This is a genomic window from Sphingobacterium sp. 1.A.5 (assembly GCF_002734235.1).
Classification (GTDB): domain Bacteria; phylum Bacteroidota; class Bacteroidia; order Sphingobacteriales; family Sphingobacteriaceae; genus Sphingobacterium; species Sphingobacterium daejeonense.
In genome coordinates, this window is record NZ_PEBA01000012.1 from 260,871 (window position 1) to 273,063 (window position 12,193).

The 12,193-nt window shown below is 36.8% G+C and carries 10 protein-coding genes; 7 read left to right on the forward strand and 3 right to left on the reverse strand.

The features are described 5' to 3' along the window. Positions 1-14: 14 nt before the first annotated feature. From CRT24_RS08130 to CRT24_RS08140, 3 genes are read left to right on the forward strand one after another with little or no spacing between them, the layout of a single operon-like run. Entirely contained in the window at positions 15-869 is an 855-nt protein-coding gene (locus tag CRT24_RS08130) for a sugar phosphate isomerase/epimerase (protein ID WP_099370742.1), read from the forward strand. A gap of 60 nt (positions 870-929) precedes the next feature. Continuing rightward, a complete protein-coding gene (locus CRT24_RS08135; RefSeq protein ID WP_099370743.1) occupies positions 930-2,189 on the forward strand; it encodes a sugar MFS transporter in 1,260 nt (419 codons plus the stop codon). 23 nt (positions 2,190-2,212) lie between these two features. Continuing rightward, complete coding sequence (locus tag CRT24_RS08140) at positions 2,213-3,253, forward strand: ThuA domain-containing protein (protein ID WP_218962593.1); 1,041 nt, start codon at positions 2,213-2,215, stop codon at positions 3,251-3,253. A 1-nt stretch (position 3,254) separates the two neighbouring features. Here CRT24_RS08140 and CRT24_RS08145 read toward each other — a convergent pair whose 3' ends face one another. Further along, positions 3,255-4,502 carry a 3-deoxy-D-manno-octulosonic acid transferase gene (locus CRT24_RS08145; RefSeq protein ID WP_257213999.1) on the reverse strand — a complete coding sequence of 416 codons (1,248 nt, stop codon included), beginning with the start codon at positions 4,500-4,502 and terminating at the stop codon, positions 3,255-3,257. 56 nt (positions 4,503-4,558) lie between these two features. Here CRT24_RS08145 and CRT24_RS08150 point away from each other — a divergent pair, with 56 nt between their 5' ends. Both CRT24_RS08150 and galE read left to right on the forward strand, forming a co-directional pair. After that, on the forward strand, positions 4,559-5,524 hold the full coding sequence (locus tag CRT24_RS08150; protein ID WP_099370745.1) for a UDP-glucuronic acid decarboxylase family protein: 966 nt from the start codon (positions 4,559-4,561) through the stop codon (positions 5,522-5,524). Between the two features lie 11 nt (positions 5,525-5,535). After that, on the forward strand, positions 5,536-6,564 hold the full coding sequence (galE, locus tag CRT24_RS08155; protein WP_099370746.1) for a UDP-glucose 4-epimerase GalE: 1,029 nt from the start codon (positions 5,536-5,538) through the stop codon (positions 6,562-6,564). 68 nt (positions 6,565-6,632) lie between these two features. On the opposite strand, the gene CRT24_RS08160 is transcribed toward galE, so the two are convergent. Together CRT24_RS08160 and CRT24_RS08165 are read right to left on the reverse strand one after the other, a co-directional pair. Next, positions 6,633-7,070, reverse strand: a complete 438-nt coding sequence (locus tag CRT24_RS08160; RefSeq protein ID WP_257214000.1) for a DUF983 domain-containing protein — start codon at positions 7,068-7,070, stop codon at positions 6,633-6,635. Beyond that, a complete protein-coding gene (locus CRT24_RS08165; RefSeq protein WP_099370747.1) occupies positions 7,061-7,921 on the reverse strand; it encodes an AraC family transcriptional regulator in 861 nt (286 codons plus the stop codon). Before CRT24_RS08165 ends, CRT24_RS08160 begins: the two co-directional genes overlap by 10 nt. A 172-nt stretch (positions 7,922-8,093) precedes the next feature. On the opposite strand from CRT24_RS08165, the gene CRT24_RS08170 reads away from it, so the two are divergent. After that, on the forward strand, positions 8,094-8,648 hold the full coding sequence (locus CRT24_RS08170; RefSeq protein WP_099370748.1) for a hypothetical protein: 555 nt from the start codon (positions 8,094-8,096) through the stop codon (positions 8,646-8,648). Positions 8,649-8,706: 58 nt separating this feature from the next. After that, on the forward strand, positions 8,707-12,045 hold the full coding sequence (gene mfd, locus CRT24_RS08175) for a transcription-repair coupling factor (RefSeq protein ID WP_099370749.1): 3,339 nt from the start codon (positions 8,707-8,709) through the stop codon (positions 12,043-12,045). Positions 12,046-12,193 lie beyond the last annotated feature (148 nt).

Here is a 12,193-nt window from a genome sequence, read left to right on the forward strand (position 1 = left end):
TATAAAAACAGAATATGAATAAAATTGGATTTAATATTTTACCATGGACAGCTGGAGTATCCTCGAACACATTTCCCATCCTTGATCGGTTGAAGTCAATTGGATACGATGGCATTGAAGTTCTTATTGGATCTCCAGAGGAAAAAGAATATAAAGCATTAGCTGCTCATGCCAAAAGCTTAGGACTAGAAACAAATGCTGTAACAGTTGTCGGGGAACATGAAAATCCAATTTCAAACAATAGAGAGGTTAGACAAAAGGGTGTTGAGAGATTAAAGTGGATTATAGATCGAGCACATGATTTAGGTTCGAAAATATTATGCGGGCCCTTTCATTCTGCTCATAGTGTATTTACTCGAGCCGCAGCGACCGAACAGGAATATGAGTGGGCAGCTGAGGCGTTGCGAATTGCAGGAGATCATGCCCAGCAAGCAGGAATTATCTTAGCACCAGAAGCTGTAAATAGGTTTGAGAATTATTTGGCAAGTTGTATCGACCATTTGGTTCATCTAGTACAATTGGTGGACCACCCGCATGTAAAAGCCATGTATGATACACACCATGCCAATATTGAAGAAAAAAATATTACCTGTTCTATCCAGAAAATAGCTCCTCATTTAGCGCATGTCCATATCAGTGAAAATGACCGAGGTACACCAGGAAAAGGGTTGGTTCATTGGGATGAGGTTTTTACAGCCTTAAATGGCATCAACTATCAGGGTTGGTATACAATCGAAGCCTTTTCAAGAGCGGATCCAGATTTTGCGAATGCCATCAATGTTTGGCGTGAATATTCTGATCCTTGGGAAATTGCAGAATATGGATATCACTTTATAAAATCCAATCTAGAAAAATTTGAAAAAAAATAAGTTATCTTGTATCTTGTTGTACAATCAACACTTAAATTTTAACCACAAATAAACCACATTATGAGTAAACAAGTTAACCCTAGTGCCTTATTTTTAGGAAGCTGTTTAGCCCTAATTACAACAGGTCTTACCTTTTCGATCAGAGCAGGAATTCTTCCTCAGCTGGGAGAAAGCTTTAATCTTAGCGCTGAACAGTTGGGATTCATCAATTCCATGTGGTTCTTAGGATTTCCAATTTCCATGATATTAGGAGGGATTTTTTATTATAAAATCGGACCTGCCAACATCATGCGATTTGCATTTGTATCTCACACCTTAGGGATTTTGCTAACCATCTTTGCATCAGGTTATACCACTTTACTGATTTCGACTTTATTTATTGGTTTAGGAAATGGTTGTACTGAGGCGGCGTGTAACCCATTGATTGCGGATTTATATTCCGGCAAAAAGATGGATAAAATGCTGAACAGATTCCATATGTGGTTCCCTGGAGGAATTGTATTGGGAAGTTTGATATCATTAGGCATGACAGAAATGGGAGCTTCATGGCAAACTCAAATGTGGGTCATAATGATTCCTACGATCCTATACGCGATTATTTTTTACGGAAAAGCATTCCCTCAACCAAAACAAGAAAGTGCAACTTCGCTGTCCAACAATGTTAAGGCGATGTTCTCTCCTACCTTTATTTTCTTATTCTGCTGTATGGCATTAACAGCCATTTCAGAATTTGGACCTCAACAATGGGTAGGTATTATCATGGCAAATAGTGGAGCAAGTCCAATGTTAGTATTGGCTCTTGTTACCGGAGTTATGGCAGTGGGCCGATTCTTTGCTGGTCCAGTTGTCAAAGCATTAGGCCAAACAGGGGTATTATTGGCAGGCGCTATTTTTGCTACCATCGGAGTTTATTTGTTCTCCATTGCAACAGGTGGTTTAGTTTATGTAGCTGCATTATTATTTGCAATTGGAGTATGTTATTTCTGGCCTACCATGATCGCTACTACTGCACAGAGAGTTCCATTAAGTGGAGCAATAGGTATGTCTGTGATTGGTGGAGTAGGTATGTTCTCAACATCTATTTTCCAACCGATTATTGGTCGTTGGATCGACCAGTCAAAAGCTGCAGTACAGCAATCAGGAGCAGTTGTAGAAAACCTCGATTTGGCAGTTGGACAAGCTACGCTCGCAAAATTAGCCTTATTCCCTGGAGTCTTGATTATTATATTCTTATTCTTCTATTTTTGGCAAAAAAGAACATATCAACCAGTTCATGATGAAGAAACAGGAAATATCGACCCACAAGTTGAAACTACTTAAAATCCAATAACTTAAAAAAAATAATGATACTAAGCCTCAGAACAAAAATGCCTGTAACTAAAAATCTAATTATTATTTTGCTTTTGGCAATCAGTTTTTCATTACAAAACTGTATTGCACAACAAAACAATTGGTTACACTTCAAACCTGAAAATGCACAGGCCAAGAACAAAAAGATTGTCCTTATTTCTGGAGATGAAGAGTATCGTTCTGAGGAAAGTTTGCCCATGCTTGCGAAGATCTTAACTCGTAAGCATGGGTTTGAAACTGTTGTATTATTCTCTATAAATCCTTCTACCAATCAGATTGATCCTGAATATCAAAAGAACATTCCAGGCTTAGAAAATCTAAAAGATGCAGATTTAATGATTATAGCCACACGGTTTAGAGAACTGCCAGATAATCAGATGAAATACATAGATGATTATTTAAAGGCTGGTAAACCTGTTATTGGGTTACGGACTGCCACTCATGCATTTAATTTTGCTAAGGAGTCTACTAGTCCTTACAAACATTATGGTTATAGCACTGCTGATGGAGATTGGAAAGGTGGGTTTGGCGTTGTTGTATTAGGTGAAACATGGATCAATCATCATGGCGACCATGGCACTGAAGGTTCATTAGGACTACCAAACGGACTTCAGGTCAATGCTAAAAACCCCATCTTATTAGGGGTTGGTGACATTTGGGTGCCTTCAGATGTTTATGGTATTCAAAATGACCTTAAAAATTCTAACATCCTGGTTTGGGGACAGCCTACGTTAGGAATGACCGCTGAAAGTCCAGTAAACAAAAAGAAATCCATAATGCCTGTAGCTTGGACCAAGGAATTTCAGTTACCTAATGGGAAAAAGGGGAAAGCATTTACCACCACGATGGCTTCATCAATTGATCTATTAGATCAAAACCTTAGAAGATTATTAGTGAATGCTAGCTATTGGGCAGTTGGTATGGAAAAGGACATTAAAACTGACTTTAATGTTGACCCTATTGGGGAATACAATCCTATTATGTTTGGTTTCGGCACGCATGTAAAGGGCAAAACACCAAAAGATTATCAATAAACTACCCTAACAGCTTTTCTGTTTCCAGATATTTCATAATAATCTGGGTAGCACCCGAACGTTGTTGAACATAATTTTTAGCAGCTAGGCTCGATTTTAATAATTTATCACTCTGTTGAAGAGCAGTAAAAACTTCTTCTAACTCTTGATACTTTGAAATCGAAAAACCTGCTCCCAATTCCAAGAGGTCAATTGCTTCTTGGAATTTTTCATATTTAGGACCAAAGATCACTGGCATTCCATAGGTTGCTGCTTCCAAAGTATTGTGAATTCCAGCACCAAATCCTCCACCTATGTATGCAATTCTCCCATAATGATATAAGGAAGATAGCATCCCAATATTATCAATAATAAGCTCTCTCGAAACTGTTTTCTGTTGGTCAGTATAGGTATCATATTTTGAGAAGAGCATAGCATTTGGAAACATCTTTTGAAGGGCATTGATGTGATCATCATGAATTTCATGTGGCGCAATAATGGCCTTCAAATCCTTATGTTTTTCCAAAAGCTCTTTTAACAGTATTTCATCCTCCGGCCAAGTACTCCCTGCAACCAATACATTGCTATCTTTGCTGAAATGAAGAGCTGGCAAAATCTCTTTATGCTGTTTTGGGAGTTCAACCACCCTGTCAAAACGTGTATCTCCAGCTAAGCCCGCCTTTGTGATACCTATCCATTTTAACATATTTACACTTTCATTATTTTGGGTAAAGAAGTAGGAAACTTTCTTTAGGATCGACCTGAGGAAACCACCATATTGCTTGAAAAATATTTGATCTTCCCTAAAAATGGCCGAGATCATTAACAGTCGGATATTGCGTTTGTTTAACTCATTGAAGTAGTGATACCAATATTCGTATTTGGTAAAAATAGCGAATTTTGGATTTAGAATATCTAAAAATTTCCTTGCATTTTTAGAGGTGTCAGCAGGCAAATAGAAGACAAAATCTGCTAAAGGGGTATTTTTCCTTATTTCATAACCTGACGGGGAGAAAAATGTTACAATTATTTTTTCACTTGGAAATCGTTGTTTTATTTGTTCCATGACCGATCTTCCCTGTTCGAATTCTCCGAGTGATGCAAAGTGGAACCAGATGTATTCTTGACCTTGTTCAACCGTTTGCTCTATCTGTTTCAACAATCCTTTACGACCAGTGACCAAGAGCTTGGCTTTAGCATTGAAAGGTGCCAAAATCCAGATCAATAAACTATAAATGGATATCCCTAAGTCGTAAAGAAAACGCATCATGTTAAAATATTACTTATCTTCGTCAAAGATATTTAAACCTTTTCAAATTCACTATTGTGCAAGAGAACAAGCGCAAACGAATATTAATAACTGGGGCAGCTGGATTTTTAGGATCACACCTGTGCGACCGTTTTATTGATGAAGGTTTTCATGTCATCGGAATGGACAACCTTGTCACTGGTGACATCAAAAATATTGAGCATCTTTTTAAACTCCCAAATTTTGAATTCTACAACCATGATGTTTCAAAGTTCGTCCATGTGCCTGGTGAACTGCATTATATCCTGCATTTTGCCTCTCCAGCAAGTCCTATAGATTATCTAAAAATACCCATTCAAACCTTGAAAGTTGGTTCTTTAGGCACGCATAATCTTTTGGGCCTTGCCAAAAGCAAAAAAGCAAGGATACTAGTAGCTTCGACATCGGAGGTGTATGGTGATCCGCTTGTATCTCCCCAAAATGAAGAATATTGGGGCAACGTAAATCCTGTTGGCCCGCGAGGGGTATATGATGAGGCGAAAAGATTTCAAGAAGCGATGACGATGGCTTATCATAACTTTCATGGCCTAGAAACGAGGATTGCGAGGATATTCAATACATTCGGTCCGAGAATGAGGTTAAATGATGGTAGGGCATTACCAACCTTTATAGCTCAAGCCCTTCAAAATAAAGATGTTACTGTTTTTGGGGACGGAAAACAAACTAGGTCATTCATCTATGTTTCTGATCAAGTTGAGGGTATATGTAAATTACTATCCAGTGATTACCATTTACCGGTAAACATTGGTAACCCAGAAGAGATGACGCTTATTGATATGGCAAAGGAAATCATTGCACTTACCAATAGCAAATCCAATATCATCTATGAACCGTTGCCAATTGATGACCCGAAACAACGTCGGCCTGATATTAGTAGAGCTCAAGAAATCTTAAATTGGCAACCAAAGGTTTCAAGAAAAGAAGGTTTAGAGAAAACAATTGGTTATTATCAATCATTATTTAAAGAACATCCAATCACATAAAAAAATATAAAATGAGTAAAATACTAGTTACCGGAGGGACCGGCTTTATTGGATCACATACAGTAGTTGAACTTCACAATGCAGGTTATACTCCTGTTTTGGTTGACAATTTATCAAATTCAAACATTAAAATCCTTGAACAGATTGAAAAAATCATCGGAGTAAAACCAGAATTCCATCAGTTTGATCTCTGTGATACAGAAAAAGTGAATGAGTTTGTCGCTGCCAATCCTGATATCTCTGGGATTATTCATTTTGCTGCTTCTAAGGCAGTTGGCGAGTCAGTTCAAAACCCATTAAAATATTATCATAATAACTTCTTCTCTTTGATCAATCTATTAGAGGCTTACCGAGAGAAACCTATCAACTTTGTATTTTCTTCAAGCTGTACAGTTTACGGGGAGCCAGACTCTCTTCCAGTAACAGAATCAGCTCCTGTAAAAAAGGCTACTTCTCCTTATGGAAATACCAAGCAAATCGCTGAAGAAATACTTGAAGAAACAGCAAATGCAAATAATAATTATCAATTCATTGCCCTGCGTTACTTCAATCCTGTTGGAGCACATGAATCAGCGTTAATTGGAGAGTTACCAATTGGTGTTCCTCAAAACCTATTGCCTTTTATCACACAAACCGCTATTGGGAAACGTGAGAAACTAACGGTATTCGGTGCTGATTACGAAACTCCAGACGGTTCGGCAGTTCGCGATTATATCCACGTAGTAGACCTTGCAAAAGCGCATGTGGCAGCTATTAAATTATTGGAAAAAGGCAATCCTAATGGTAATTACGATGTCTTCAATATCGGTACTGGAAATGGATACTCCGTTTTGGAAGCAATCAAAGCCTTTGAAAATGCATCTGGCCAGAAATTGAACTTTGAAGTAGGCCCACGCCGTGAAGGTGATATTGTTAAAGTGTGGGGTGATGTAACGAAATCTACAAAAGAACTAGGCTGGAAAGCAGAATTGGGAATCGATGAAATGATGTCTTCTGCTTGGGCATGGGAAAAATATTTGAAAGAAAACCCAATTGGGTAGTATTTCAGAAAATGCTATAAGAAATATAAAAGTCCGCTAAAAGTAAATAGCGGACTTTCTTTTTTCATTTACTTCCCTTCAGCTTTTACCCTTTCAAATATCCTTTCATTGAATTTGAATGAGGGTGTCATAAAATAAAGTAAGATAATTCTTGAGTATCTGTTATTGAATGGGGCTAATAGAATAGTTACGGTCAATGCTACAATGACATATAGCCAAGGGCTTTCCAAGTTCCCAGATAAAACATAAGTAGCAACACAAGCTGCCACCAATTCTGCAACACTCATGGCATAACTCACGTACATTGCCACATAAAAATATCCTGGTTCCTTTTCAAACTTCAAATCACAAGCCGGACATCTCTCCAGCATTTTTTGAGATTTAAAACTTAAAAGTGGTGCTGCAAACATGTTTCCTGTTCTACATCTCGGGCATTTACCCTCAATCGCACTTTTCAATTCTGATGGTATGGTATATTTTGTGTCCATTTTCAATTTTACTTCCATTGTAATTTTCTGAATTCTTCAGGGGTTTTCCCTTCAACTTTTTTAAAAAATTTAGTGAAATATGAATTGTCGTTGAAATTCAACTCATAAGCCACTTGCGAAATCGTCCAATCCGGAAGGATCAGCAACCGTTTCGCTTCCAACATAATCCTATTCCTTATCACTTCTCCTGCTTGCATCCCTAAATATTCTTTACAGACTGAATTTAAATGGTTGGGAGTAACAAATAGTAACTCAGCATATTCTTTTGGCAGATGCAATTCCCGAAAATTCTCATCTATTAGAGAAATAAAATTCTTTATTAAAACTAAATGATAGTCCACTGATTGACCCGGAAACTTCGGAGAATATGCTTGGTCTAACCTCAACAGTATGTAAAGCAACAAAGAACGCTTTAGATCAATTGCCGTTTGTTCTAAGTTCAAAACAATTAATTGATTGAATAAGTTAGAAATTTCCCCCAACTGATAATCCTCAAGGACAAAAACACCGTCGTTCAATGACGAGAATAAATTCAAATTATCAACATAACTGGGCTGTATCAATAATGATTTGAAATAATCAATATCAAAGTTGACAATAAAACCTGTCATGTTTCCCTTAAACATCCATGAATGAACTTGACCAGGTCCCATGCAATATATTTGACCCCTTTCAATAGGATATTGTTTGAAATCAATCTCATGGCTACCCTCTCCAGATAAAAATAACACCATTTGGTAAAAGTTATGCCGATGTGGGAATATTAAGTTATTATTGTTCCTTAAATATACATCCAGGCGGTCTGCCAAAAAGTGCTTATCCTCTTTGTAGGATACTGTACATTGCTCTAAAACAGGTATCTTGCCCATACATTACAAAGGTAACCAATAACTACCACTACGAATGGTATAAAACCGATTAACGTTGGTACTTTTTACTTATCAGCGGATATACTCATAGCTTTTTGATAGAAATATTGCCATTAACTTTCAGCAACTAGTATAAATTGTATTATTATCAATCTATACCTATCTTTATTTCATGTCATTACACAAAGATCAGGAACTAAAGGAGGCTGTGTTAAATTTACCTACCAAGGAGAAAGACAAGCTGTTGGTCAGATTGATCAACAAAGATAAAATGCTGTTGAAACAATTGCATTACGAGCTTTTGGAAGATGAATCTGATCTTGAAGACAGGATTATTGACTTAAAAAGCAACTTGGAATCTTTATTTGAAACCAATGCAAACAAGATCAAGAACATTCCCGTTTATTCTAATTATAAAGGATTGAGCAGCACATTGCGACAAGCAAGTGGAATGGTGAATGAGCATGAAAAAATCACAAAAGATAAGTTTTCTGTAGTAGAGGCTAGATTGTTGATATTAGAGGAAGCATTCGATCTTTATCCATCACTGTTTGGACCTTCAGCTCTTTCACCTGCCTTCAAATTGCATAAGTATGTAAATGGAAGAATTAAAAATGCCGTTAAGCTTTTCAACAACCTGCATGAGGATCTTCAATTTGACCTTAGAGAACAAATGGAATTTGTGTTGAACTTCGCAGCCGACAATAAGTTAGATTATGACTTATAGGTAAATAGCCTGTAAAATCCTCAACTAAATTTTCGTAAATTCGCAAAAATAAATAAGAGTGAACGTTCAAGAACTATTAAATAAATACAGCCTTTCCCAACAAGTACAAAACTTTGCAGATAGTATCAAAGAAGGAAAACCCAAAGTCCATTTAAAAGGACTTGTTGGTTCTTCAGATGCCATGGTAGCTGCTGCTACCTACCAAATTGAGAAAAGATTAAATGTATTTATCCTTCCTACTCATGAAGAAGCATCTTATTTTTTGAGCGACTTGGAGAGCTTATTCGATAATCAGATCTTGTTTTTTCCAGCCTCTTATCGGAAAGCATTTGAATTTACTATCCTAGATAGCGCCAATGTACTCCAGCGTGCAGAAACTCTTAGCTCTTTAAACCGAAATTCTGAATTGCCAAGAATTGTTGTTACATATCCTGAAGCAATATCGGAAAAGGTTATCAATAAACAGGATCTGGAAAAAAATACCCTCGAAATTAGGGTCGGAACTAAATTAAGTATCGACTTTATCAATGAGTTTTTATATGAATATGATTTCGAACGAGTAGATTTTGTATATGAACCCGGGCAATTTGCGATCAGGGGTGGTATTGTCGATATTTTTTCGTTTTCAAATGATTTGCCTTATCGAATAGAATTTTTTGGTGATGAAATTGAAAGTATAAGGACTTTTGATATTGAATCACAACTATCTGTAAACAAGATAAACTCGGTAACCATCGTTCCGAACGTTCAAGCAAAATTCTTGAGCAACAATCATATCTCTCTGCTTGAATATATCGACAAAGATTCTATCATCTGGCTAAAAGATGTCCAATTTACCTTGGATATCATTAAAGAAGGATATAAGAAATCTTCCCAATATTGGAAAGCATTAACAGAAAAGGAAATTAAAGATAACCCAGATTGGGTGGATCCAAGGTTTACTTTTACGGACGACAAAAACTTCAATGCAATGTTGTTCGAATATCCTGTTGTCGAATTCGGAAAACAATTTTTTTATAAACCTGATGTTGAGCTATCATTTGATACTCATCCTCAACCCTCATTCAACAAGGATTTTAGCTTGCTGATTCATAATTTTCATGAAAATGAAAAGCATGCAATTCAAAATTATATTTTTTCAGATTCTACTAAACAAATCGAAAGGATATATGCAATCCTTGAAGACCTTGATAAGAATGTATCATTCACTCCTATCTACAAAGCGTTACGCGAAGGTTTTCGAGATGACAATCTCAAAGTAGCTTGCTATACGGACCATCAAGTTTTTGACCGTTATTATAAATATAAAAGGAGAAAAGGTTACGAAAGATCGCAGGCCATAACCTTAAAAGAATTAAGTGAGTTAAAACCTGGTGATTATATTACCCATATTGACCACGGGGTTGGGAAATACGCAGGTTTAGAAAAGGTTGATGTCAATGGAAAAAGCCAGGAAATGATTCGCCTGGTTTATGCGGACAATGATTTGCTTTATGTTAATATCAACTCTTTAAACCGTATTTCTAAATACTCTGGTAAAGAAGGTACAGTACCCAAGATGAATAAACTGGGGACTGATGCTTGGGAGAAATTAAAAAGAACGACCAAGAAAAAGGTTAAGGACATTGCTCGGGACCTGATTATGCTGTATGCTAAAAGAAAGGCACAAACTGGTAATGCATTTAGTCCAGACACTTATTTGCAGCGGGAATTGGAGGCTTCCTTTATTTACGAAGATACCCCCGATCAAGAAAAAGCAACAGCGGATGTAAAAAAAGATATGGAATCTCCACATCCTATGGACCGGTTGGTCTGTGGCGATGTTGGTTTTGGAAAAACTGAGGTTGCCATCCGTGCTGCCTTCAAAGCAGTTGCTGACAGCAAACAAGTAGCGGTCTTGGTTCCCACAACAATTCTTGCATTACAACATTACCGAACTTTCTCGGAACGCTTGAAAGGATTGCCAGCAAATATTGATTATATCAATCGTTTCAAATCCAGCAAACAGATTAAAGAAACTCTTAAAAAACTCGAAGAAGGTAAAGTAGACATCATTATTGGGACCCACCGTTTGGTGAGCAAAGATGTTAAATTCAAAGATCTCGGATTGATGATTATTGATGAAGAGCAAAAATTTGGAGTTTCTGTAAAAGAAAAGCTGAAGGTAATGCGTGCAAACGTAGATTCATTGACCTTGACAGCTACCCCAATTCCAAGGACTTTACACTTCTCATTGATGGGCGCCAGAGATTTAAGTATTATTTCTACACCTCCGCCGAATAGACAACCTGTACAAACTGAACTTCACGTTTTCAATGAAACTTTAATTAAAGAAGCGGTAAGTTTTGAAATAGACCGTGGAGGTCAAATATTTTTTATCCATAATCGAGTGGCAGACCTCCCGCAACTAGGTATGCTGATCAGAAAATTGGTACCGGGGGCAAAAGTCGGAATCGCTCATGGACAATTGGAGGGTGATGAGTTGGAAGATGTTATGTTAAAATTCATCAACCATGAGTATGATGTATTGATTGCCACAACCATCATTGAAGCTGGCTTGGACATTCCAAATGCTAATACGATCATAATAAACCAAGCCCATATGTTCGGGTTAAGCGACTTACACCAAATGAGAGGACGAGTAGGAAGATCGAATAAAAAAGCATTCTGTTACCTGTTGAGCCCACCTTTATCGACTCTAACTAGTGAAGCCTACAAAAGATTATCAGCAATAGAAGAATTCTCAGAATTAGGTTCTGGATTTAATGTTGCCATGCGTGACTTGGATATCCGTGGATCTGGCAACTTATTGGGAGCTGAACAGTCTGGATTTATCGCAGAGATAGGCTTTGAAATGTATAATAAGATCCTTGATGAAGCAGTTCAAGAATTGAAGGATGATGAATTCGGGGATTTATTCGCGGATGAGGAAAACAGGAAATATGTTTCTTTCACACAGATTGATACAGATTTAGAAGTAATGATTCCAGATGAATACGTAACGAATGTTTCTGAAAGATACAATCTATACAATGATATTTCGAAATTAAAAGATGAAGGTCATTTGAAAAAATTCGAACAAGAATTATTGGATAGGTTTGGTCCTATTCCAAACCAGGTTTTTGAATTGTTCAATACTTTAAGGTTACAATGGCTGGGTAAGGATATAGGCTTAGAGAAGATATCATATAAGAAAAACATCTTAAAAGGGTTTTTTGTAAACAACCCGAAATCAAGTTATTATCAATCTGAAAACTTCGGAAAAGTTTTGGCATTTGTCCAAAAATACCCTAACATTTCAAACCTAAAAGAAGTAAAAGGTCAACTCCGAATTGCCATTAATAATGTAAATAGTATAGAATACGCTATAGAATTGCTGAAACAAATGCTATATTAATTTAAAGGGGGCGAATGGCTCTTTTATAAAAGTATACTAAAAAACCTGTAATAAATTTTAAATACAACCTTAGCTTGATAGGAAGCGAGTTTGTTAGAATTGGCTTGTTCATATATGTGTCCCATTATTTATCGTAAAAATAAAAAGT

Bases quoted from the DNA above. Each gene is read 5' to 3' on its own strand.
- CRT24_RS08130 (WP_099370742.1), top strand. From the start codon at position 15: ATGAATAAAATTGGATTTAATATTTTACCATGGACAGCTGGAGTATCC.
- CRT24_RS08135 (WP_099370743.1), top strand. From the start codon at position 930: ATGAGTAAACAAGTTAACCCTAGTGCCTTATTTTTAGGAAGCTGTTTA.
- CRT24_RS08140 (WP_218962593.1), top strand. From the start codon at position 2,213: ATGATACTAAGCCTCAGAACAAAAATGCCTGTAACTAAAAATCTAATT.
- CRT24_RS08145 (WP_257213999.1), bottom strand. From the start codon at position 4,502: ATGATGCGTTTTCTTTACGACTTAGGGATATCCATTTATAGTTTATTG.
- galE (WP_099370746.1), top strand. From the start codon at position 5,536: ATGAGTAAAATACTAGTTACCGGAGGGACCGGCTTTATTGGATCACAT.
- CRT24_RS08160 (WP_257214000.1), bottom strand. From the start codon at position 7,070: ATGGAAGTAAAATTGAAAATGGACACAAAATATACCATACCATCAGAA.
- CRT24_RS08165 (WP_099370747.1), bottom strand. From the start codon at position 7,921: ATGGGCAAGATACCTGTTTTAGAGCAATGTACAGTATCCTACAAAGAG.
- CRT24_RS08170 (WP_099370748.1), top strand. From the start codon at position 8,094: ATGTCATTACACAAAGATCAGGAACTAAAGGAGGCTGTGTTAAATTTA.